This window comes from Candidatus Avoscillospira sp. LCP25S3_F1, assembly GCF_052117125.1.
Classification (GTDB): domain Bacteria; phylum Bacillota; class Clostridia; order Oscillospirales; family Oscillospiraceae; genus Avoscillospira_A.
Map to the genome: position 1 here is coordinate 14,277 of NZ_JBQKJT010000020.1, position 23,086 is coordinate 37,362.

General features: G+C 47.0%; 27 protein-coding genes and 3 pseudogenes. 27 read left to right on the forward strand and 3 right to left on the reverse strand.

The features are described 5' to 3' along the window. Positions 1–19 precede the first annotated feature (19 nt). The 21 genes and pseudogenes from ACTQ33_RS14375 to ACTQ33_RS14475 all read left to right on the forward strand — a co-directional run bounded on the left by ACTQ33_RS14375 (position 20) and on the right by ACTQ33_RS14475 (position 14,583). Positions 20–520, forward strand: a complete 501-nt coding sequence (locus ACTQ33_RS14375) for a PcfB family protein (protein WP_087242901.1) — start codon at positions 20–22, stop codon at positions 518–520. Further along, positions 517–1,047 (forward strand): annotated as a pseudogene (locus ACTQ33_RS14380) (type IV secretory system conjugative DNA transfer family protein); the annotation flags it as partial. The gene ACTQ33_RS14375 and the pseudogene ACTQ33_RS14380, both read left to right, overlap by 4 nt. Positions 1,048–1,119: 72 nt before the next feature. Next, positions 1,120–3,525, forward strand: a complete 2,406-nt coding sequence (locus ACTQ33_RS14385; RefSeq protein WP_441465235.1) for a recombinase family protein — start codon at positions 1,120–1,122, stop codon at positions 3,523–3,525. Beyond that, a complete protein-coding gene (locus ACTQ33_RS14390; RefSeq protein WP_441465236.1) occupies positions 3,522–3,686 on the forward strand; it encodes a hypothetical protein in 165 nt (54 codons plus the stop codon). Before ACTQ33_RS14385 ends, ACTQ33_RS14390 begins: the two co-directional genes overlap by 4 nt. 10 nt (positions 3,687–3,696) lie before the next feature. Beyond that, on the forward strand, positions 3,697–4,044 hold the full coding sequence (locus ACTQ33_RS14395) for a TnpV protein (RefSeq protein ID WP_441465237.1): 348 nt from the start codon (positions 3,697–3,699) through the stop codon (positions 4,042–4,044). 17 nt (positions 4,045–4,061) lie between these two features. Further along, positions 4,062–4,343 (forward strand): DUF6809 family protein, encoded by a 282-nt coding sequence (locus ACTQ33_RS14400; RefSeq protein WP_418470158.1) that lies wholly within the window; start codon positions 4,062–4,064, stop codon positions 4,341–4,343. A 10-nt stretch (positions 4,344–4,353) separates the two neighbouring features. After that, positions 4,354–4,653 (forward strand): hypothetical protein, encoded by a 300-nt coding sequence (locus tag ACTQ33_RS14405; protein WP_441465238.1) that lies wholly within the window; start codon positions 4,354–4,356, stop codon positions 4,651–4,653. A 107-nt stretch (positions 4,654–4,760) separates the two neighbouring features. Then, positions 4,761–5,027, forward strand: a complete 267-nt coding sequence (locus ACTQ33_RS14410) for a ferredoxin (protein WP_441465239.1) — start codon at positions 4,761–4,763, stop codon at positions 5,025–5,027. Next, positions 5,020–5,310, forward strand: coding sequence for a molecular chaperone (locus tag ACTQ33_RS14415; RefSeq protein ID WP_441465240.1), 291 nt, complete (start codon positions 5,020–5,022; stop codon positions 5,308–5,310). Before ACTQ33_RS14410 ends, ACTQ33_RS14415 begins: the two co-directional genes overlap by 8 nt. Before the next feature lie 238 nt (positions 5,311–5,548). Beyond that, the gene (dcm, locus tag ACTQ33_RS14420) at positions 5,549–6,697 is read left to right on the forward strand and encodes a DNA (cytosine-5-)-methyltransferase (RefSeq protein WP_441465241.1); all 1,149 of its coding nucleotides are present in this window, start codon (positions 5,549–5,551) and stop codon (positions 6,695–6,697) included. Beyond that, the gene (locus ACTQ33_RS14425; RefSeq protein ID WP_441465242.1) at positions 6,694–7,872 is read left to right on the forward strand and encodes a type II restriction endonuclease; all 1,179 of its coding nucleotides are present in this window, start codon (positions 6,694–6,696) and stop codon (positions 7,870–7,872) included. Before dcm ends, ACTQ33_RS14425 begins: the two co-directional genes overlap by 4 nt. Then, positions 7,872–8,324 carry a very short patch repair endonuclease gene (locus tag ACTQ33_RS14430; RefSeq protein ID WP_441465243.1) on the forward strand — a complete coding sequence of 151 codons (453 nt, stop codon included), beginning with the start codon at positions 7,872–7,874 and terminating at the stop codon, positions 8,322–8,324. Before ACTQ33_RS14425 ends, ACTQ33_RS14430 begins: the two co-directional genes overlap by 1 nt. A gap of 230 nt (positions 8,325–8,554) precedes the next feature. Beyond that, positions 8,555–8,938, forward strand: a complete 384-nt coding sequence (locus tag ACTQ33_RS14435; protein ID WP_441465244.1) for a hypothetical protein — start codon at positions 8,555–8,557, stop codon at positions 8,936–8,938. A 197-nt stretch (positions 8,939–9,135) separates the two neighbouring features. Next, on the forward strand, positions 9,136–9,273 hold the full coding sequence (locus ACTQ33_RS14440; protein ID WP_262563226.1) for a hypothetical protein: 138 nt from the start codon (positions 9,136–9,138) through the stop codon (positions 9,271–9,273). Between the two features lie 68 nt (positions 9,274–9,341). Continuing rightward, complete coding sequence (locus tag ACTQ33_RS14445; RefSeq protein WP_441465245.1) at positions 9,342–9,584, forward strand: hypothetical protein; 243 nt, start codon at positions 9,342–9,344, stop codon at positions 9,582–9,584. Between the two features lie 86 nt (positions 9,585–9,670). Beyond that, positions 9,671–9,988, forward strand: coding sequence for a DUF3847 domain-containing protein (locus tag ACTQ33_RS14450; RefSeq protein ID WP_441465246.1), 318 nt, complete (start codon positions 9,671–9,673; stop codon positions 9,986–9,988). Positions 9,989–10,270: 282 nt separating this feature from the next. Further along, positions 10,271–11,869 carry a MobQ family relaxase gene (mobQ, locus tag ACTQ33_RS14455; protein ID WP_441465247.1) on the forward strand — a complete coding sequence of 533 codons (1,599 nt, stop codon included), beginning with the start codon at positions 10,271–10,273 and terminating at the stop codon, positions 11,867–11,869. Positions 11,870–11,968: 99 nt separating this feature from the next. Next, positions 11,969–12,898: pseudogene (locus tag ACTQ33_RS14460) on the forward strand (VapE domain-containing protein); the annotation flags it as partial. 252 nt (positions 12,899–13,150) lie between these two features. Continuing rightward, entirely contained in the window at positions 13,151–13,330 is a 180-nt protein-coding gene (locus ACTQ33_RS14465) for a transposon-encoded TnpW family protein (protein WP_161275391.1), read from the forward strand. Between the two features lie 46 nt (positions 13,331–13,376). Continuing rightward, positions 13,377–13,904 (forward strand): annotated as a pseudogene (locus tag ACTQ33_RS14470) (type IV secretory system conjugative DNA transfer family protein); the annotation flags it as partial. Between the two features lie 307 nt (positions 13,905–14,211). Next, positions 14,212–14,583, forward strand: a complete 372-nt coding sequence (locus tag ACTQ33_RS14475; protein ID WP_441465248.1) for a TnpV protein — start codon at positions 14,212–14,214, stop codon at positions 14,581–14,583. Positions 14,584–14,682: 99 nt separating this feature from the next. Here ACTQ33_RS14475 and ACTQ33_RS14480 read toward each other — a convergent pair whose 3' ends face one another. From ACTQ33_RS14480 to ACTQ33_RS14490, 3 genes are read right to left on the reverse strand one after another with little or no spacing between them, the layout of a single operon-like run. Further along, positions 14,683–16,152 (reverse strand): ATP-binding protein, encoded by a 1,470-nt coding sequence (locus ACTQ33_RS14480; RefSeq protein ID WP_441465249.1) that lies wholly within the window; start codon positions 16,150–16,152, stop codon positions 14,683–14,685. A gap of 19 nt (positions 16,153–16,171) precedes the next feature. Further along, positions 16,172–17,074, reverse strand: coding sequence for a hypothetical protein (locus ACTQ33_RS14485; protein WP_441465250.1), 903 nt, complete (start codon positions 17,072–17,074; stop codon positions 16,172–16,174). Positions 17,075–17,134: 60 nt separating this feature from the next. Then, positions 17,135–18,109, reverse strand: a complete 975-nt coding sequence (locus ACTQ33_RS14490; protein ID WP_441465251.1) for a sigma-70 family RNA polymerase sigma factor — start codon at positions 18,107–18,109, stop codon at positions 17,135–17,137. Positions 18,110–18,269: 160 nt separating this feature from the next. Here ACTQ33_RS14490 and ACTQ33_RS14495 point away from each other — a divergent pair, with 160 nt between their 5' ends. From ACTQ33_RS14495 to ACTQ33_RS14520, 6 genes are all read left to right on the forward strand, one after another. Continuing rightward, entirely contained in the window at positions 18,270–18,635 is a 366-nt protein-coding gene (locus ACTQ33_RS14495) for a cysteine-rich VLP protein (protein ID WP_441465252.1), read from the forward strand. Positions 18,636–18,823: 188 nt separating this feature from the next. Next, positions 18,824–19,039 (forward strand): transposon-encoded TnpW family protein, encoded by a 216-nt coding sequence (locus tag ACTQ33_RS14500; protein WP_441465253.1) that lies wholly within the window; start codon positions 18,824–18,826, stop codon positions 19,037–19,039. Further along, entirely contained in the window at positions 19,036–21,108 is a 2,073-nt protein-coding gene (locus tag ACTQ33_RS14505; protein ID WP_441465254.1) for a recombinase family protein, read from the forward strand. Before ACTQ33_RS14500 ends, ACTQ33_RS14505 begins: the two co-directional genes overlap by 4 nt. A 320-nt stretch (positions 21,109–21,428) precedes the next feature. Next, positions 21,429–22,361, forward strand: a complete 933-nt coding sequence (locus ACTQ33_RS14510; protein ID WP_441465255.1) for a ParM/StbA family protein — start codon at positions 21,429–21,431, stop codon at positions 22,359–22,361. Beyond that, on the forward strand, positions 22,358–22,714 hold the full coding sequence (locus ACTQ33_RS14515; protein ID WP_441465256.1) for a hypothetical protein: 357 nt from the start codon (positions 22,358–22,360) through the stop codon (positions 22,712–22,714). Before ACTQ33_RS14510 ends, ACTQ33_RS14515 begins: the two co-directional genes overlap by 4 nt. A gap of 158 nt (positions 22,715–22,872) precedes the next feature. Beyond that, entirely contained in the window at positions 22,873–23,076 is a 204-nt protein-coding gene (locus tag ACTQ33_RS14520) for a DUF3847 domain-containing protein (RefSeq protein WP_216402202.1), read from the forward strand. The last annotated feature ends 10 nt before the right edge of the window (positions 23,077–23,086 follow it).

A 23,086-nucleotide genomic window follows, 5' to 3' on the forward strand; every position in this document is an offset into this window, starting at 1 on the left:
ACGGAAGGAGGCGAGAAAAATGCAGGAAGAAGTGGAAAACAGGACTTTGACGCTGGTTGTCAATGGCTCCAAGTTCACCGGGCGGCTGCTGAAAGCCGCCATCACCAAGTACCTTGCTCACCGCAAGGAAAAGAAGCTGCAAAAGCAGAGAAGCCGGGATGCTCCCGTGATTCCCCACGGCAAGCAGACGGTAAAGCAGCTGGTCGGCCAGAATCAGGGCGTTTCCAACATCGAGATCACAGACCCCTCCATCAAGGAGTTTGAGAAGATCGCCCGGAAATACGGCGTGGACTATGCGGTGAAGAAGGACCGCAGCAGCTCCCCGCCCAAGTACCTAATCTTCTTCAAGGGCCGGGACGCCGATGCCCTGACCGCCGCCTTTACCGAGTACACCGGCAAAAAGGTCAAAAAAGCAGAAAAAACAGAGCGCCCGTCCGTGCTGGCAAAGCTGAACCAGTTCAAAGAACTGGTCAAAAACGCCGTGGTGGACCGTACCAAGCGAAAGGAGCTGGAGCGATGAAAAAACAGCTGGACATCAAAAAGCTCGTTTTGCTGAACCTGCCCTATATCCTGATGGGGTTGTTCGCCACCAACTTCGGAGAAGCGTGGCGGACAGCCGTGGGTGCGGACACTTCGGCCAAAATGCTCTCGTTTTTCTCCATGCTGCCGGTGGCGCTGGCCAGCTGGTGGCCCAGCCTGCACCCGTTGGACCTGCTGGTGGGCCTGTGCTGCGGCGCTGGCCTGCGGCTGGCGGTTTATATGAAAAGCAAAAATGCCAAGAAATTTCGCAAAAATATAGAATATGGTTCCGCCCGTTGGGGGACCCATGAGGACATCGCGCCCTACATCGACCCGGTATTCCAGAACAATGTGATTCTGACCAAAACCGAGAGCCTGACCATGAACAGCCGCCCCAAGGACCCCAAGACCGCCAGAAACAAAAATGTGTTGGTGATCGGCGGCTCCGGCTCCGGTAAGACCCGGTTCTGGCTGAAACCGAACCTGATGCAGATGCACAGCTCCTATGTGGTCACAGACCCGAACGGCTAAACTATAAGAGGATAGAAAAAGGTAGCGTTTTACAAAACGCAGATTACATACAGAAGGGAGGTTAAAACCGTGGCAAAGAAAGAAGAAATCAAAATAACTGCTCTGTATGAGCGTCTGTCGAGAGACGATGAACAGGCCGGAGAATCGAATTCCATCCAGAATCAGAAAAAATATCTCGAAGAATATGCCCGACAGAAAGGGCTGAGAAATATCCGGCACTTTTATGACGACGGCTATTCTGGTACGAATTTTAACCGTCCCGGTTTTGCCGCCCTGCTTGAAGAAATTGAAGCCGGACGAGTTGAGACACTTGTGGTTAAAGACCTCAGTCGCTTCGGGCGTAATTATTTGCAAGTTGGCTATTACACGGAAATCCTCTTTCCGAAAAAGGGCGTTCGTTTCATAGCCATCAACAACAATGTGGATAGTGCTACTCCGCAGGACAATGACTTCACTCCGTTTTTGAATATTATGAACGAGTGGTACGCCAAGGACACGAGTAACAAAATCAAGGCGATATTCAAGTCCAGAATGAAAGACGGAATGAGGTGCAGCGGCTCTATTCCCTATGGCTATAAGAGGAAGCCGGACGATAAGCAGACCCTTATCGTGGACGAGCCTGCCGCAGAGGTTGTCAGTAAAATATTCCGTTTGGCTTGCCAAGGTAACAGTACCACAGCCATTGCGGATGTTCTGACAGCGGAACAAGTGTTGATACCGGCAGCGTATGCCGCCCTGCACAATCCGAAGAATTGCAGACACAAAAATGTGACAGACCCCTACCGATGGAACGCAACCACAGTTGGCTATATCCTTGACAGGCAGGAATATCTCGGTCATACCGTGTTGGGCAAATCTATCTGCGAAAACTTCAAGACGAAGCAACGTAGAGCCGCAACGCCAGACGAGCTGATGATATTCCCCGACACACACGAAGCCATCATTGACCAAGACACTTGGGATATTGCAAGAAAAATCCGTATGAAGAAAAAGCCCAGAGTGGCGAACGGAACATATTCCCACCGTCTGTCGGGCTTAGTGTATTGTGCCGACTGCGGAGCAAGGATGGGCTTCATCAGTCCTGATGCAAGGCATGGCGATAAACACTATGATTCAGATTCTGCTTTTCAATGCGGCAACTACCGAAGCACCGCAGCCGAATGTGTTTCCCATTATGTGAAAACATCGGTTCTGGAAGCGGCAGTCTTACAGGCAATCCAGACCGTGAGCAAATATGTTCTTGAAAACGAAGCGGAATTTATCGACCAGCTCAGAGCCGTGTGGAACGAGCATCAGACGAGGGCAACGAACAGCGGACAGCAGGAGCTTGCCGAAGCCAGGAAGCGAATGTCTGATTTGGACGGCAAAATCCAGAAGCTCTATGAAAGTGCCCTAAACGGTTTACTGCCGGAGCGACAGGCACAGCGAATGATTCAGCAATACGATGAAGAGCAGATTTTGCTTGAAAAGCGTATTGAGGAATTGGAAAGTCTGGTTCAGCAGGACGAAATCAAGGAAGTGGACACTTCCCGATTTATCGCTCTGGTCAAGAAATACCGAGACTGCGAGGAACTGACTGATACCATGCTCTATGCGTTCATTGACAGAATTGAGGTTCACGAAGCCACAGGCGGGCGAACTGTCTACCGTCAGCAGAAGATTGATATTCATTTCAATTTCATCGGCAACTACTACCCGCCGGAGGAAACCATTTCCGAGGAAGAACGCATTGCCGCCATCGAAGCCGATCAGCTGCGAAAGAAGCAGGAAAAAGGTAAGCGAGCCGCCGAACGCAAAAAGCAGAAACTTGAAGCTCTGCGAATGGCTGCGGAAGCCGGAGATCCCGAAGCTATTTCAAAGTATGAGGAGCATCTGGCAAATCAGCGTGAGAGAAACCAGAAACGCCGCCAGAAACTTAAAGAAGCCAGAGAAGCCGACCCGGAATATCTCAGCCAGTTGGAAGAAAAGGAACGCATCAAGCGTGAAAAAATGCTTGAAACCGAGCGCAAGCGAATGGAACGAGCCAGCCGGAAAAAGAAACTGACACGAGCCGAGCTGAAAGAAAAGGCAAAGACTGACCCAGTCGCCGCAAAGGAATGGGAAGCTCTGAAAACCAAGGAAGCCGAAGCCAGACAGCGCAAAAAGGAGCGTGAGGAAGCAAGAATGGCGGCTGACCCCGAATATGCCGCAATGATGGCAGGACGCAAGGCTGAATATACCAGAGCAAGGACGGCAAGAAGAAAAGCAGAGCGTGAAGCTCTCATTGAGCTTGCCAAGACCGATGAAGAAGCTGCCAGGAAGCTGGCTGAAATGAGGAAGTATCAGAGCGAAGCCACGCTCAGAAGCCGCCAGAAGATGGTGGCTGATGCGGAAGCCGGAGACCCCGAAGCAATTGCCAGATATGAAGCCACCCTTGCCAAACGCAGGGAGAATTATCATAAGAAAAAAACAGAAAAAGAGGATATTCCAGCATGAACGACTTATGGATTGTCAGATTTGTCCGCAAGGACGGCAAACCCGATGAAGAATACTTTTACCATTCGCAGAGCGAAGCTGAGTACCATCGTGATCTGTTCCAGAACGATGATTCTGGACTGTATGAAAGAATCGAAATTATCAATGATGCAGACTTATAAGGAGGTTGCTATGGAAATGAATTTTATCAAATGCGGAGATTACTACATCCCTGACATTAAGTTGGAAAAACCGAATATCCGTCTCGGAAAGTGGGGACGGATGCGCAGAGAGTATTTGCGGCTGGCACACCCTGTCATTTTCTCCGATATGGTGCTGTCTGAAACACTCTACGAGCATTGTGCGGAGATTGAAGCCGCTGCCAAAAGCCGCATGAACATCATTCTTCCCATGCTGATGGAATACTACGGCGTGACAGAGCAGCTCAAAGCTGAAAATCAGCTTGAATGGATTCGCCAGATGAACGCTTGTGTGGCACAGGCAGAAGAAACCATCAAAGCTGAATTAATTTACTTCTGAGAAAGGAGCGAAGATATATGATTTTAGAAGCATTGTTCAATGGTGGGATTTACGCAAGCGAGGATATCGTGCCGAAGTCTGACAAGTTCCGACAGACTGCCACACTCATTTCCGAGACCATGACCTATTTTGAGGGCAAGTTGTCCCCGGAGGATTATGCCATGCTTGAAAAGCTCTGCGACAGTTACGCAGACGAGGGCAACATGACAAATGAGTGTCAGTTCAAGTATGGGTTCACAATGGGCGTTTTGCTGATGTGCGAAATCTTCCACAGTCCATTCTTCCCACATACCGAGTAAGGAGAAAAACATGGCTCTGATAAAGATGTTTTTAAAGCTGCTGGTACTGCCGCTGATTGCGGCAGTCACCCTGATACAATGGGTCGGTATCTTCCTCACGCAATTCTCGACCGTCATATTTAATATGCTTGCAGGGCTGATGTTCCTGATAGCGGTTGCCGGATGGATGTTTGGCATCGCCACAGGAGCAGAAACGCTCCAAATGCTGACGGTTGCCTTTGTGGTCTTTATCATCCCACATATCGCTGAATGGTTGATTATCAGAATAGCCGCCATCAATTACGGACTGCGTGAATTTATCAAGTCCTGACCCTACAAATTTATATCGACAACAAAGCGACAGGTATTTCCTTGTGAAGTCTCTGCCGCTTTTATTTTTACCAATATTCAAGGAGGAAAAAATCTATGAGAATGTCTATGAACGAGAAGAAAGCTCTTTATGCCTTTGGCTGTGCGAACCGTGAAGCTACCGTGGAACGCTTGCGTTTTGCGGCTGCACTTGCTCCCGATCCTGCGGTAAAGAAGCTGTTCTATTCGCTGTCCGTCAAGCTGAGTGACGAGGACTGCGACAAGTGGTATCGCTGTTTCTTCTATAACATGAGATTGGAAGTGGAACACTTCTCCCATCACAAGTATCTGCCGGACAGTTGCCCTGTTCCGATTAAGGAGTTCCTTTATGAGTAAGCTGACGAAGTACGAAAAGGAAACCATCGTTCTGTTCAACGAGGGCGAGGATACTGCCCACATCCAGACCTACAATGCCGGATTGAGGAACAGACTGGCGATGTTCTCCAAGAAGTACCCCGATCTCTGCCGACTGGAAAAAACCTATGAGCAGGGCGGTGTATCCTATGTTCTGAACAAGTCCCGATTGTCCATCCGTCTGCAACCGCCGTACAGCGAGGAACGCAGACGAAAAGCAAGCGAGAATGCCAGACAAAATGGTTTCAACAGCCAGACGCAATAATGTAGCGTTTAGGGTTGATATGCAGTCAAAATGTCGGGTCTGCATCCGATGTTTAGACCGCAATGACATATGGGAATACAAAGTATCATTCTGCTCACTATTTTGAATTACAGTTCAGAACATATGCTGTACTGGGGAATAATTTTATACCTTTATTTACCCAGAGTAATTGAAAAATTCACATCTACATGATATAATGGGTTAGTATGGGTATAAGATTTTTCCCGGAGGTAATGAAATGGCAAAACAGATACACATCCGATTAGAGGATACACTATATGAAGCCCTTTCCGCATATACGGAAACATCAGGACAGACGGTACAGGATTGTGTTTCTGGGGCGGTCATGCAAATGCTAAATAAACAGAACAGTCTAACTGTAGCTCCAGATGCTCCTTTTACATTCATAGACTTGTTCGCAGGGATTGGCGGTATGCGAATTGCGTTTGAAAAAGCCGGCGGTCATTGCGTCTACTCAAATGAATGGAATAAGTACAGTCAGCAGACATATTTTGCAAATTTTGGGGAACAGCCGGATGGCGATATTACCAAAGTTGATGCAGGCAGCATTCCAGACCATGATATTCTTGTTGCAGGATTTCCCTGCCAGCCGTTTTCGATTGCAGGTGTGTCCAAAAAGCAAAGCTTGGGAAGAGCGACTGGATTTGAAGATAAGACACAGGGAACGCTGTTCTTTGATGTGTGCAGAATACTAAAAGAAAAACGCCCTAAGGCATTTATGCTTGAGAATGTAAAAAATCTATGCAGTCATGATCGGGGGCGTACCTTTAAGGTAATATTAGAATCGCTTGACGAGCTTGATTATGAGGTTTTTTATCAGGTTATTGACGGTCAGGATTTTGTCCCGCAGCATCGTGAGCGTATTCTGATAGTAGGCTTCGACAGAAAACATTTTGGTTCAGATATTCATTTCGATTTTGATATTACGCCGGTCTATCCGAAACCTGTTATCAGAGATATTCTTGAGTCGGAAGTTGATGAAAAATATACTTTATCTGATAAGCTATGGCAGTACCTTCAGAACTATGCGGCAAAACACAAAGCAGCAGGCAATGGGTTTGGATATGGCATTGCACCGCTTGATGGAGTTTCAAGAACTCTGAGCGCCCGTTATTACAAGGATGGTTCCGAAATTCTTATCGAGCAGGATGGGAAAAACCCACGAAAATTAACGCCGAGAGAATGTGCAAGATTGCAGGGCTTTCCTGATTCTTTTAAAATACCTGTTTCGGACACGCAGGCATATAAGCAATTTGGAAATTCGGTTGTTGTTCCATTGATGGCCAATGTAGCAAAGCTGATAGCACAGAAAATAGACGAAATGGAAAAATCGGCCACAACAAATAAAATAGCGGAGGTGATATGATGGAGAATTATTCAATGTCGGCTATTCAGGCAGCATTGCATGGGCAAAAAGTATTTTGCAAGTTTTTGTCTGCAAATGATACAGGACTTACAGGCGGACACCAGGCAGGCATCTATATCTCAAAACCATCTATCCCGATTTTATTTGATGAACCGGGCGAAAAGGGACAGAACAAGGAAAAATGGGTTAAGGTCAAATGGCAGGATGATTTTGAGACTGATACACGATTCATTTATTACGGTCAGGGCACTCGGAATGAATACCGTATAACAAATTTTGGAAGAGGATTTCCTTTCCTGCGCCCAGAATACACTGGTGCGCTGTTTGTTCTTGTTCAAAATACAGCCGAAGATTACCAAGGGTTCGTTTTGAATACAGAAGACGAAATCAATCAGTTTCTTGATACATTCGGTATTAGTCCTACAGAAACAAACAGACTTATAGAGACCCGGCTTGTTGCACCTGAAATTCACGAAAAGATAGAAATGGATAAATTCATATCAGAACTTGATGTGGACTTTCCAAGTTCTGAAATTATGTCAGCAGCTGCAAGGCGTATTCAAGATACAGTTTTTGATCATCACGAATTTATCTGTACAAACCCTGACCGCAAATTGTTAGATTGGACTGAGGTCGAATACAGACTGTTCCGGGCATTGGAATATGCACGATACGGGGAAATGATTACCCGTGGCTTTTCAACCGTTGAAGATTTTATTGCTACTGCTAACCAGGTGCTTAACCGGCGTAAAAGTAGAGCCGGAAAAAGTCTGGAGCATCACTTGGCTGCTATTTTTGACGGAAATAATATCACATATCAATCGCAGGCGGTTACAGAAGGAAATAAAAAGCCAGATTTTCTATTCCCATCACAGGCGGCATACCATGACGCAGCTTTCCCAACCGACAAATTGATATCTTTAGCAGCAAAAACGACCTGCAAGGATCGTTGGAGGCAGGTTATAAACGAAGCTGACCGTCTGCGTGGAAGAAATAAATTCCTTTGCACATTACAGCAGGGCATTTCTGCCGCACAAATGGACGAGATGGATTCCGAAAGAGTTATTTTGGTTGTACCAAAGCCGTACATTCAGACTTACCCTAAAGACCGACAAGACCGTATCTGGACGGTGGGAAAATTCGTTCAATTTGTAAGAGAAACGGAACGGTTATAATGGCTGACAGACTTTCTACACAGGAACGAAGCAGAAATATGTCTGCGATAAAAAGCAAGGACACAAAACCAGAAATTTATTTCAGAAAAAAGTTATTTGCTCTTGGTTTTCGATACAGAAAAAATACGGCTCATGTTGTTGGGCATCCAGACATATTCCTTGCAAAATATAATACTGCGATTTTTGTGAATGGTTGCTTCTGGCATCGGCACAAAGGCTGCAAATATGCGTACACACCGAAAAGTCGGGTGGAGTTTTGGGAGAAGAAATTTGCCAGTAATGTTCTTCGTGACCAGACCGTCAGGCAGGAACTCATGCAGAAAAAAGTTAAATGCCTGATTGTTTGGGAATGTACCATTAAACAGATGATGAAATCTGATGAGTTTGAGACCGATATTTTATCAAGAACGAAAGATTTTTTGCTTTCGGATATGGAATATTTGGAGTTATAACATAGCAAAATCATTTTAGCAAAGAAGGCGACCAACTCCAACGAGTGGTCGCCTTTCAAAGCAACAAACCTTTTCATAATAATATGAATAAATCATGACGCACCAGAGATGAATAGGGGATGAATTTTTGAGAAGGTATCAGCAAATAAAAGAATTTGGTACGACAGAAGTATTGAAAAACACGCAAGGTAGTGGTATAATGAAAAAGGAACAGAAAGGAGGCGAGCAAAGTGATTGATTTGACGAATTTCAAGGCGTTTGATTTCAACGAAGGATTGCCTTATGTGTCTATCACAAACAATGGACTTACATTTAACAAGTCGGTTATTATGAAGATGAGCTATCCTGCATACGTCAGATTGCTGATAAACGAAAACGGCAAACAAATGGCGATTCAAGTCTGTGATGAAAAAGACGAAAGATCAGTGCAATTCTTTAGAGAAAAAGCCAACGGAGTATTGTCTGTCAGATTAAACTCCAAAGACTTAATCAGTACGATTGAAAGGATTTGTGAGTGGGATCTAAAGAAAGCATCGTATCGTGTTAACGGCATCCTCGTTCCAGAAGCATCATTGATGCTGTTTAATTTTTCCGATGCTGTTACGATGGCTTAAGCTCGCTGAACCCCTGTTTCCAAAAAAAGAGCTTATATGAGGGCTCAATCTCATATAAGCTCTTCGAGAAGAAGCAGAGACAAATGGTCACCTACTAAATCTCTTGTTCACTAATTAAGTTTAGCATTTGTCTCTGCTCTTTTCCATACTTTCGCAGATTCGTCTGTGAAAAATCTTTTGGAAAGGAGTTTTGCTGTATGACAAAAAGCAATGAAGTAGAGCTTGTATTCACGCCTTATATTACACTGAAAAATGGGCATCGCATCTATGCTCGTCAGTATGGTAAGAAGGTGTTTTGCTTCCCTAAAAAGCGAACTGAAAGCACAAAAAAGTAATCTGTAAGTCCAATAATTCAGAGGATGTCAGGTGACCACATCCTCTCTTTTGAAAGAGAGGTATAGTCATGAATAAGAAAACCAGCAGTCCTAAAATGTCTTCTAATGCATCAGCGATATTGAGTTCAAATGGAAGCTCTAAAATTCAAAAGTCCCTTGCTGCAAGTGTCCTGTCACAAAGCACTCCGGGTAAAGTTACTGGAAAAGATATGGAAACAAAAGCTTCCAAGGTTCTCAACAGTGACAAATACTCCGATACTACAAAGAGTTTGGCAGCAAGTGTTTTGTCTCAATCCGATAAAAAAAGATAATTGAATAGTGTATAAGCCAAAGGCGATCAACCGTAAAAAGTTGGTCGCTTTTGTTTTGCCCATTATTCAGAAAGGAGCCTGATCCCATGAATAAAAAACTGGAAAGGCTGAACCACCAGAAAACCGCAGCTGAGAAAAAGCTGACTGCCGCCCAGCACAGAGAGAAGCAGCTGGAACATGAGCGGAAACGCCTGACACGGAGCGAGAGAACCCACCGGCTTTGCACTCGTGCAGGGATGCTGGAGAAGTTTTTGCGTGAGCCTACTCTGCTGGCCGATGACGATGTGATGGAGTTGCTGACCTTCCTCTTTCACGATGAAGCCGCACAAAGAAAGCTGGACACGCTAATTGAGAAGCGGAGAAAAATGCTGACAACGGACGGTAGCGAGAACCCCTTGTTTTAACAAGGGCGCAATTATACACCACCTAAAGATGGTGATTGCGTTCTGCCGAAAGCACCTTGCAGGGAGCTTGATGATTTTCGCAAAGGTTCTTTGCGTAAATCTCTCAGAGGAAGCTACACTTCCCCTGCGCTGGCTTTGCCAGCTACCCCTTTGTGGACTTGCCGCCGATGAACGATTGCAAGCAATCATTCACCGTCAGCAAGTTTTATACTTTTCCCGTCTGACCGCTGCTGAAAAGTATCGGTCATTTTTTATTGCAGCGAGAAAGGAGGTTCAAACAAAATGCCCGTACCCCATCTGGAAATACGAATTGTTCAGCGAAGCAAAGGCAGTTCTGCCGTTGCCGGAGCAGCCTACCAAGCCGGAGAAAAACTGTTTTCCGAGTATGACCAGAAATCGAAAGACCACCGACGAAAACAGCATGAGGTTGTTTACACAGAAATCATGCTCCCATCCCATGCACCGCCGGAATATGCAGACCGAGCAACGCTCTGGAACTCTGCTGAGGAAGTGGAGAAGCAATGGAACTCACAGCTTGCAAGGCGATTTGTTGTTGCCCTGCCCAGAGAAGTGCCGCTTGAAATGTGTCCTCAGATGTTGAAGGAATACTGCAATGAGCATTTTGTGTCCAAGGGAATGTGTTGTGATTTTGCAATCCACGACCCAGATCCTCCGGGGCACAATCCTCATTGCCACATCATGCTGACGATGCGAGCTATTGACGAAAACGGAAAGTGGATGCCCAAGACCCGAAAAGTTTATGACCTTGACGAGAACGGTGAGCGTATCAAACTCCCGTCCGGCAGATGGAAAAGCCACAAGGAAGATACTGTTGACTGGAACGAACAGTATCACGCCGAGGAATGGAGACACGGATGGGAAGTTATCCAGAATAAATATCTGGAGCTTGCCGGAAGTCCAGAACGAGTAGATATGCGCTCCTATGAAAGACAGGGACTTGATATTATCCCGACCGTTCACATGGGAGCTGCTGTCTGTGCGCTGGAGCGTAAGGGCATCGAAACCAACATCGGCAATCTCAACCGAGATATTAAAGCCGCTAACCGCATGATGAACGCTATCCGCAGCACCATCAAAAGTCTGCGAGACTGGATTGCAGATATTGTGTCTGCCACAAAAGAAGCCTTTGCGGAAATGGAAGCTGAAAAGAAAAACGCTTCTCCTGCTCTTTCCGTACTTCTCAGTGATTATCTGAATCTGCGAAAAGCGGAGCGCAGCGACTGGTCGAGGTACGGAAAGCAGAAAGGCACGAGCGATGATTTGAAGGCTGTTTCCAGAGCAATGATCTATCTGAAAGAGCATGAGCTTTTCACTCTGGAAGATTTGGACACAACCTTGCAAGGTATGAATGAAAAAGCCGGAGCCATCAACGCCGATATGAAGAAAGCATCTGCCCGAATGAAAGTCATTACCGGCATACAAAATGCCGTGGCAGATTGCCAGACCCACAAGGCTGTCCATGACAAATATCTGAAAATCGGTTGGAAAATCAGACAAGCTGCTTTTGCAGAAAGCCACAAGGATGAACTGGACAGCTTCAATAAGGCGTTCCGCTATCTTAAAAAGCAGGGTGTTGATTTGAATGTCAATCTGGATGCCCTGCAAGCTGAATACGATACGCTGAAAGCATCCCACACCGAGCTTGCCGGACAGCTTGCTATCGTCAAAGAGGAATTACAGCCGATGAAAGATATTCGCTACTGGGTCGGAAAAGTCCTCACGCCGGAACAGACAGAGGTTGAGAAAAAGTCCGAACCGAAGCACTCGCCCACCGAGCAAATCAAGTTCTATCAGGAACAGGAAAAGCAAAAACAGGAGCAGAAAGCACCGCAGCACAAAAAACAGAATATGGAACTCTAACAGGCACTTGCCGTTTTCTCTTGTGAAAATGTCGAGTGCCTTTTTTGTTTCCCGAAAGGATGATGCAATGAATGTATTTGAAGCAGTTAAGCAGACCGTTATCAATGCTTGCGACTGTTCATGTTGGGAGCTATCAGCAGAGTGTTCAAGCCCGGATGTAAATTTGAAGTCATGCTCTGCCTTGTTGGTGGGCAAGGTGCAGGAAAGTCCACTTTCTTCCGACTGCTTGCTGTCAAAGACGAATGGTTTTCCGATGACCTGAAAAAGATTGACGATGACAATGTTTACCGCAAAATGCAGGGACATTGGATAATCGAAATGTCGGAAATGATTGCCACAGCCAATGCCAAGAGTATCGAGGAAATCAAGTCCTTTATCAGCAGGGCGAAAGAAACCTATAAAGTGCCGTATGAAACCCATCCGGCAGACAGACTGCGACAATGTGTGTTCGGCGGCAGCTCCAACACAATGGACTTTCTGCCTCTTGACCGAAGCGGCAACCGTAGGTTCCTGCCCATCATGGTATACCCCGAAAGGGCTGCTATTCACATTCTGGAAGATGAAGCTGCATCCAGAGCTTTCATTGACCTTATGTGGGCAGAAGCCATGTTCATCTATCATAATTTCCCTGTCAAGCTGACCTTATCAAAGGATATGGACAAGGAACTGCGAGAACTGCAAAAGCAATTCATGCCGGAGGACACCAAGGCAGGACTTATCCAGTCTTTCCTTGATAACTTTGGCGGCACACAGGTCTGCTCCAAGCTGATTTATGCAGAAGCTCTGAACCATCCCTTTGACGAGCCGAAGCAATGGGAAATCCGAGAAATCAACGAGATCATGAACAACAGCATTGAGGGATGGACACCGTTTTCCAATCCTCGTATCTTTGCCAAGTACGGCAGACAGCGAGGATGGGAACGCATCCCTCTGTCCGGCAACGAGCTAACGGCAACAGGCTCAAATCTGCCGGACGGTTTTCGTGAACTGACCGAGGAAGAAGCCCGACAGATGGAACTTCCATTCTGAAAAACTGACCGTGTTGCCGAGCCAGTTGCAATCCCGTTGCCGACCCCGTTGCAGGGCTAATCCCTTAAAACCCCTTTATTTACAAGGAGTTTTCTTCTCCGGCAACGAAAGCAACGGAGAAATCAAAGAAAAAAGTAAAAATAATATAAGAGCCAGATAGGACTATGTTCGAGGTTTTTTGAAGCCCGTTGCCGGACTTCGTTGCCGACCCTCACACCCTGTCTGGCTTTTTCCATTTCAAGGAGGTATCGCATGACACAGAACACCGCAACTGTAAAAAACAAAAGACCCAATCCGACAGGCTCGTTCTATATGAGAATGGGCAACACCACCTATGTTATCGGCGTTCATTTCAGCAAAGAGAGCAAGGACACCTTGGAGGACAAGATGAAGCGATTGATGCGTGATGATGTGAAAACGGACAATTTCTAAATTGAAAATTGTTTGTGACATTTCCTTCTTCTATCTTGACAAAATCGATCCGAAAGGCACCATCCTGGTGGAGTGCGGAAAAATGCTCCAGCGCGGCACCCCCAAGCTGGGCAAAGACGGAAAGCCCATGAAGGATAAGCACGGCAAGGTCATCTATGAGCCATACCAGATAAAAGTCCTCAATACCATCAACTTCAAAAAAAGTATGCACTACAACCCTTTTTCGTATATTCACAGCGAGAAAGACATTTTGAAGCTGGTCACGACCTTAATTGCCAACACCAAGGGAGAGGGCAAGGCCGGGGACGATTTTTGGGTCAAGGCAGAGACGCTTTTGTACTGCGCCCTTATCGGGTATATCCACTACGAGGCCCCGGTGGAGGAACAGAATTTCGCCACTCTCATCGAGTTCATCAACGCCATGGAGGTCCGGGAGGATGACGAGGAGTTCAAAAACCCCGTTGACCTGATGTTTGATGCGCTGGAGGCCGAAAAACCCAACCATTTTGCAGTCCGGCAGTACAAGAAGTACAAGCTGGCCGCCGGTGTTGTATGCTCTAAAAGACTTCTTAATCAAGCGGTTGGGAAGTCTCTTAGAACACACAACCTAAAACCGAAGAAAGGAGCGCAAGTTATGAGAAAAAACGAGAAAATCACAGCTCTGTACGAACGATTGAGCCGTGATGACTTTGGCAAAGATGATGACCAGCAGCGTGAGAGCAATTCCATTTCCAATCAAGTGGTAATATGTAAAGGGTGGTTTCTCCACCCTAATACATATGACTGCGGCTCATTTGTGGAGAATTGAAAAGCAGTTGTAAGAAAGGAGCAGAAAAAGCCTTATAACCGCTGAAAATCAACACAAAAGGAGCTGAATTGCTATGAAATCTCTATTTGAGGAAATGGGCGGTACATATCGTCAAGTGGGTGATTATTTCATCCCCAACATCGTTTTGCCGGATGACGGCGATTATCAGATCGGCAAATACGGGCGTATGCGCCGCTGTTATCTGAAAGAACACCGAAAAATCCTCTACACCAATTATGTGATGGAGGGTACGCTGTTCAAGCATCTGTCCGAGATCGACCAAGCCTGCAACGAGCGTATGGAAACCATCGTTCCCGCTATGGCGAAACAGGAGGGCGTGACCGAAGCACTCAAAGCGGCAGACCAAATGGAATGGGTACGCCGCATGAACAGCATCCGCAACCGTGCGGAGGAAATCATCTTGACCGAACTTGTATATGCTTAATCGAATGCCCGTTATCGGCTTTATGGCTGATAACGGGCATTATCTTTTTCTGGGGCGATCAGTCACCTTTACAGTCACCTTGGGCGACTGATAACAGCATTATTTTTTTACTTCGATGAAAATGTACTTACCTCTGCCTTGTTCGGTTGCAGGCGCAATTAAATCAAATTCTTTTATTTTGCTCAACATCTTGCCTGCGGAGGACGGGGCTAAACCACATAATTCAATTACATCTGCGCGGGAGAAAGGAACATCATATCCAAAATTCTCAAACAAGGACAGAATATTATCTTTGGTGGGCTTATTGAGCTTTAATTCAGAAATGGAGTGTTCAAACGCTACCTTTTTAGCCTCAAACGCTACTTTTTCCTGTTCGAGCGCCACTTTTTCTTCTCCGACAGCTCCTATTTCATCAGTTCCATAATTCAAGTTATACAGCGTAACTTGGAACGAGCTCGCATCGGAATAAAATTTCGGCTCCAATTCGTCACGGTAGTTATGGGCTGCACGGTAAGATTCCGTGATCTTCTTAAATCCGCTGCCTTGACGCTCCATATAGCCCAATCTGCCGAAAATGTCAGCAAGGACGGGGTTGCGGCGGGTGGAGGAAATGTTGGATATATCTCTTTCCTGTATCCGTGTGCCGTCTGCCATGCCGCCGGGAGAAGTAATGGTAAGACGGTCATCGTAAATGTCGATATGGACTTCGCTGCCCAAAATCAGATAGTCACGATGGATCAGCGCATTGACAAGGGCTTCAAAAACGCTTCGCTCACAGTAATCGGGCATTTCAATACGGGAATTAGCAGTTTTCTTCCAACGTGTTTTCATATTCCGCTTTACAAAGCCTACACCCTCGTTGAGCAGAATAATCAAGCTGCCGGAATACTCTGCGCTGTCGAGTGCATCCACCATACCACCGCTTTTATCAAGTCCGTTCCATCGGGTACAGAACAGACGGGAGTGCTTGATCGGGGCATCGTCCGCAAGCAATGCGCCTGCATTGGTCAGCTTGCCGTGGTCATCCCGCATTTCAAAGGAATCAAACAGCTTTTCCTCCATACTATTGCCCGTCCAAGCCTTGTAGCGTTCACGCATCTTTGAGTAAGCAAAGTCTTTGAAATCGTACTCTGAGAGCAGCGCATCATAGGTGCGGTTCATACCCTTGAGAAGAAGCTGATTCAATACATACGACGGAGCAATCACACTTTCGTTGCCAATACGGATATATGCTTCCATCACACCATCGGCTTTGTAATAATAAGGCGTGGAGCGTCCTGCGGAAACGGACAGCACAAGAATGTCCTTGCCGTTCTCCCGTTCGGGAGCGAGGATAAAGTTCGGGTACGGCGTGATGCGCTCCTTGATTAAGCGACTGATCGTCTCCGCATCGGTCTGCGCATCATCCAAACCGATTACGTTTCTGTCATTATCTATGCCGAAAAAGAGAGTGCCGCCGATACCGTTGGCAAAGGCGCTGACACTTTTGAGCCAGCTTTTCGGCTTCTTTACTTCCAAAGCAACCTTGAAATCACATTCCGTTGCTTCTGCAATCCATCTGTCTATCATAAAATCGTTTCCTTTCCCATCATTCCTTCTTTTCCTTCGTTCTGCTCTTATACACGTTATACTTATTCTTGCACTGCGGGCTGCAGAAGATAGCACTCGGTCTGCTTGCCACAAACGCCTGCGTACAATGTCTGCAAAGGCGCATCGGCTTTTCGCTGTCGGTCAGCATAAAGCTGAACATCATCTGTACGCCAAGCAGCATGGAGTGGAAATCCCATACAATCGTAGGCTTATCAAGCAAAGCGATATGATATGTGGGCGCAATGCCGCCGAAGGATGCCATACTCTGCTGCATCATCATCCGTGTTTCATCGTTCAGATGGTCGTAATCCTCATAGTACAGCATACTTGTGGTAAAGTTAAATGCCCAATCGGTAAACTGTTGTTTCATCCACTCATAGCGTTCAGCATACTCACGCTGAAAGCTCATATTGACCGCCATCGGCTTATCGCTCATCGTCATAGCAAGCGCCATCATCACACGGTCATTCTGTATGTTCCACATGGATTCAATGCCACGCTTGACCACATCGGGCTTCTCAAAAGGGAAAAATAAATCCAGATAGTCCTCGGTGGACATGGTTTCCTCACGGATGAAATGGTTTTTCGGCAGATATACCGCCTCATATTCCATAAAGTTCGGTGTGGTCGGCAAAGCGGTCATCAAGCCAAACAGACCGTATTTCACCGCAAACTGCTGAATTGCCTTCTGTATCTCGGCATCCGGCTTCTTGCTCATACCCATCCGCCCGATATTAACAGCATCCAGGACAATCCGCTGATACTCGCTCAGTGGGTCATAAATGCTCGGATGTGCCGTTTTTGTAGGCGTGAGGAACAGGGTGCCATCCTCCGCCGCTTTCCATTCATATTCACTATATCGCACCCAGTTGGAACTGGTGCGTTCAAAAAGGCTTTTCATCGTCAAAACCCTCCACTATATATTGTAACCCGTATAATTCACAATTATATTACTATTATACTACTTTTTCGTGGTTTTTTCAATATCCACACCATTTTCTTTCAGAAATTCTTTTTCAAGCAAGGTCAACGGCTGCTGTGCCTGCACTTTTTCGGTTAGTGCGGCAAGCAGCTTTTTTCGTATCTTTTTGAGCATCGTATTCCGCACCTTGCGGATGTTGCGGTCTGACTGCCCACGGATAGCGGCGATCTTGACAGAACTGTACTGCCGCAGCGCAGACAGGAACAAGAGGAACTTGTGATCCTCGTTCAGCTCCCGCAGAATGACGGACATATCCGCATCCGTCACAAGCTCGTGTATATCGTAAGGACAGTAAAAGATCGTATCTATGAAATCGCCCTTGCGCTCCTGCCGCTTTAATACATCGTTCAGTGTGTCGGGGAAACACAGAGCATCCTCGGATGCACCGTAATCAAGTGGAACATCGTCGCCGCTGCGGAATAGTTCGTGATAACGCTCCCTGCGTTGGCGGTTAGCATCGAGCCGGTCATACCACGCCACAAGATTTTCGTAATCTTTGAGCGTTCGGGCAGAATCTTCTAACCGCTTTAGAGCCTGCGCCCGAAGTTCACGCTTCAAGAGCTTTCGTTCAGGCTGCTCGTCCCCGGAATCGTCACTATCATCCTCTATGGGATTTTCTGCGGCATCGGCTTCTATTTCATCAATGATACGCTGTTCCTTTGCAAGTCTGCGCCGTGTCTTTTCGTATTCCTCGGCTTCCGCTTCGTCTGCATCGGTATCGCTGTCGGCAAAGACGGACTTCTTTCGCTTCCTTCGCTTCTTTTCGGGAGGTTCATCGGTATCGTCCTTATCGGCGGAATCTTCTTCCGCATCATCCCAAAGGGCGTTTTCATCTTCTTCGTCCTCGTCATCCACTATGTAATCGGAATCGTCCGCTTCATATTCATCTTCGTAATCAGTATCTTCATCTTCATAAAGACTGTCATTTTCATATCGTTTGGGATTGTCGTACACCGTAAGAAACCTCCCTTCAAAAATATTTTTCAAATTTTCTTTGATTTTCCGAAAAAACAGTTCCGCTAAACACCCTGTATTTCTCCTATTAGTGAGGGAGTAATATAATTTATCTGCATTTATATTACAACCGACACTAAAAGAAAGGAGAAAACTGCCTATGACCAAAACCTATCGTGAGCTGACGGGAAAGGAGAAAAGACAGATCAAGAAGTTGGTTGTCTCCAAGTGCGCCAACTACGACAAGGAATACGGCTGCCTGCCGCTGGACTGTGAGTGCTATATGTTCGGGGTATGCTACTCATGCAGTGGGCTGTGCAGTTATTTTCGCAAGGCTGTACTGCCGGAAGATAAAGAACTGCAAGCCGTATTCGAGCCGATGCCTCTTGCCGTCTGCAAGGAATGCGGCAAGCATTTTCAGAAGAACAGTAAACGAGCCTACTGTTCCAACAAGTGCGCCGCAGAAGCAAGACGCAAGCAAACGGCGGCAAGAGTGCGTAAGCACAGAGAAAAGAAGCGACAGTAAGACGCTATGTAACGAATTAGCCTCTGAAAAGCCTTGATCTGCAAGGCTTTTCGGGGGCTATTTTTGTGCCGGTAATGTGTTTGTATGCCCTATGCCGTTTTTGTCGGCAAAATGGTTACACGTCATCGGAACTATTATCATTATACACCAAAATTATGAATTTTTCAATCTATGGAGGAAATTTGCCTATGGTAAAAAAAGAAAACAAGAACTTTGCTTATACCACCCACCGCATCGGCAGCACTACCTACAAGGTCAAGGTCGTGTTCAATGATAGCAGCACAGAAACGATGGAAGATAAAATTTTACGAATTATTCGCAATGAAGTCCACACAAATTGCGAAAAGTATGATATAATAAAAGCACCACAAATGAGCCGACAGTCTGAAAGGAGCGCATCATGATGAGCGTGAAACAGACTGTGGGACAAGATCCCAATAAAATTACGGCATTGTATGAGAGACTTTCCCGTGACGATGACCAGGTTGGCGATAGCAACAGCATTGTCAATCAGAAAAAATACCTCGAAAGCTATGCCGAGCAGAAAGGTTACACCAACATCGTCCACTATACGGATGACGGTTGGAGTGGCGGTAATTTTGAACGTCCTGCGTGGAAGCGGCTGATCGCTGATATTGAAGCGGGCAAGGTCGCTCATGTCATTGTAAAAGATATGAGCAGGGCGGGTCGTGACTACCTGCAAACGGGTTTTTACACGGAAGTGTTCTTCCGTCAGCACGGCGTTCACTTTGTTGCGATTGCCAACAGCGTGGACAGCGATGACCAGAACAGCAATGAGTTTGCGCCTTTTTTGAATATCATGAACGAATGGTATTTACGAGACTTGAGCCGCAAACAGCGCACCGCTATCCGTGTAAAAGGCGAATCGGGCAAGCCTACCACCAACTGTGCCATCTATGGCTACAAGAAAATGCCCGGTGACAAGTACAGTTGGTATATCGACGAGGAAGCCGCCGAGGTTGTCCGCAGGATATTCCGTCTGACCATCGAGGGCAAAGGCCCGTATGACATTGCCCGTATCCTCTATGATGATAAGGTAGAAACACCTGCCGTTTACCTCGGTAAGCAGAAGAAAGGCGTTTGGAAAAGCAAAGAGGAATTTCCCAACCCGTATAACTGGAGTGGATATATCGTCGGAAGCATTCTTTCCAAGCCCGAATATATGGGGCATACGGTCAACTTCCGTTCTCACAAGCAGTCCTACAAGGATAAAAATCCCGTGATGAATCCCAAAGAGGACTGGCTGATCTTTGAGAACACCCACGAAGCCATCGTGGATAAAGAAACGTGGGAGCTTGCACAGAAGCTCCGCAAGACACCGAGACGCCACGATACGCTTGGCGAAGCCAATCCCTTGACGGGACTTCTGTTCTGCGCCGACTGCGGAGCGAAGATGACCAACCACCGTTCCAAAGGCGGCACGGAGAGCAGCCCCTATCCCTCTGACTTCTACGATTGCTCCACCTATACGCTGGCACACCAAAAGCGCACCCACGCCTGCTGCGGTCACTATATCCGCACGAAAGCGGTTCGGGAGCTTGTTCTGAACACCATCCGCACCGTCAGTACCTTTGCGATTTCCAACCAAGAGGAATTTGCCGAAAAGGTGCGGGCTGCTTCCCAGATCAAGCAAAAGGAAGCGGCAAAGGAAACCAAGCGTAAGCTGAACAAGGACAAGAAGCGGATTGCCGAACTTGACAACATCATAAAAAAGCTCTATGAGTCCTTTGCCATCGGACGAATTACCGATGAACGCTTCGATACCCTGCTTGCCGAGTACGAAACCGAGCAGAAATCCTTGCAGGCATCCGTGATGGAGGCCGAACAGCGGGTATCCTCTTTTGAGGAAGATACCGTCCGTGTGGAGCAGTTTATGGAGTTGGCGAGGAAATACACCGACTTTTCCGAGCTGACCACGATGATGATTAACGAGTTCATCGACAAGATCATTGTCCATGCTCCCGAAAAGGTGGACGGCGACAGAGTGCAGGAGATTGAGATTTATCTGAAATTCATCGGGCATTTTGAGCTTCCCGCACCGGAGCTGACCGAGGAAGAAATCAAGCGGCAGGAGTTCTTGAAGAAAGAACGTGCCCGCAGCCGTGAACGCTACCAAAAGCTGAAAACCGGCGAACGTACCGTAGGCGTTCCCATCACGCAGACCTGTAAGTGCTGTGGTAAGACCTTTGAAGCAAGGTCAACGGCAAAGCTGTTCTGCGATGCGAATTGCAGAGCGAGGTATTACCGGCAGGAAGCAGCAAAAGAACGCAGCCGTGAGCTTACCTGTGAGCACTGCGGCAAGGTTTTTACCACGACACGAAACAGCGTTAAATACTGCTCTGATAATTGCCGGTATGCGGCGCAGATCAAGCGGCAGGGCGAACGAAAGAAAGCTCTGCGAGAAGCAAAGCACGAACAGGCACCGCCGGAAAACGAACAAAAAACAGCATAACGATATTTGAAGCGGATTGATGTAGGTCGATCCGCTTCTTCTGTTTTCAAGTGGGCAAAATGTCCACTTGATTTTTTATGCCCTTTTCACCGCAAGTGGACAAATCGTCCACTTGTGGTAAGTGGTCATTTTGACCTCTTACCAAGACGATCACCGCAACGTGAAAAGTCTCAAAATCGGACTTTTCATTTGTTTTCAAAAAGTGAAAAGTGCCAGCTTGGCACTTTTCACTCCGAGCTTAAACTGAAAGTCGCCAAATTGGCAACTTTCACTCAGAACCATATTTTTGTATCGCCGCAAAGCGGCAGAAAGGAATCTCTATGAATTTTATGAACAACACCAACCCCATCATCATCGGTATCGACCACGGCTACGGCAACATCAAGACCGCCCACTGCTGCTTCAAGACGGGCGTTGCCGCCTACGACAAAGAGCCGACCTTCAAAAGCAATCTGCTCGTCTATGAGGGCAGATATTATCTCATCGGAGAGGAACACAAGGAATTTATCTCCGACAAAATGACAGACAGCGACTACTATATTCTCACCCTTGCCGCCGTTGCCCGTGAGTTGAACATCCGCAAGCTGACCTCTGCCCGTGTCCATCTTGCGGCGGGACTTCCGCTGACTTGGGTGAGCGAACAGAAGGACAGCTTCAAGGCATATCTCCTGCAGAACGACAGCGCCGACTTCACTTTTAAGGGCGTTGACTACCACGTTGATTTTGTCGGCGCAGATATTTTCCCGCAGGGTTTTTCTGCGGTTGCAGACAAGCTCCGTGAGTTCAAGGGTATCAATATGCTCTGCGATATTGGCAACGGCACGATGAACGTCATGTATATCAATGAGTGCCGCCCTCTTGCGAAAAAGTGCTTCACCGAGAAGTACGGCACCAATCAGTGTATGCTTGCGGTGCGTGAAAATCTGATGAAACAGTTTGGCGTGTCGGTGGATGAAACCGTCCTTGAACGTGTCATCCGTCACGGCACGGCAGACATCAGCCAGCGTTATCTGACCGCCATCCGTGATACCGCAACGGAGTACGCTGAGGGCATCTTCCGCAGACTGCGTGAGCATGAATACGATCCCGAACTGATGCGCCTGTATGTGGTAGGCGGTGGGAGCTGTATTCTCAAAAACTTCGGCAGCTACGACAAAGACCGTGTGATTATCAATGACGATATTTGCGCTACCGCAAAGGGATATGAGCTGCTTGCCGAGCAGAAGCAGAACAGAAAAGGCGGCATCGTATGAAGCAGATCTACACGACCACTCTGCGCCTAAACCTTGCGGATGAGGATGACCGCCGAGCCTACGAGCATTTGCAGAGGATGAACAAAAAGCAATATCGCTCTTACAGTAAGGCGATTGTTGCCGCCATCAACGACTACTTTGAACGACAGGCACGGCTTGCTTCTGATCCCTACTTGGAAACTCGTGAAAAAGAGGATGCTTTTCTCAGACGAATAACGGAAGCCATCGAACAGGGCTTGCGGTTTGCGCCCGTCGGTATGCCGATGTTCACACCGCCTGCTGCCGTTGAAGCTCCCTCTGTTGAGGATGACGAGAACATTTCTGCGGCATTGGACTTTGCGGATAGCTTCTGATACTACTATTGCCCTCGTTTGGTATTACTGCGATACCAAACGGGGGCATTTTTGCTACTACGAAGATTTACAGAAAAAGCGTGATACCAAACGGACGGGTATTTAGTATCTGTCTGATACCAAACAACCCTATTTTTACTACCACAGGAGGATTTTTTATGACCACAGACGAGAAGAAATTACTGCAAGCCAAGCACAGATTGGAGGAAGCCGAGATGCGTGACCGTAATAAGGAGCGAAAAGCGAGGACACGACGGCTGATCCAGGAGGGAGCGATTTTGGAGAAGGCATTACCTCATACAACACAGATGACTTTGGAACAGTTGGAGGATTATTTATGCAGTTTGGCACGGCAGAACTAAGACGAGGGGC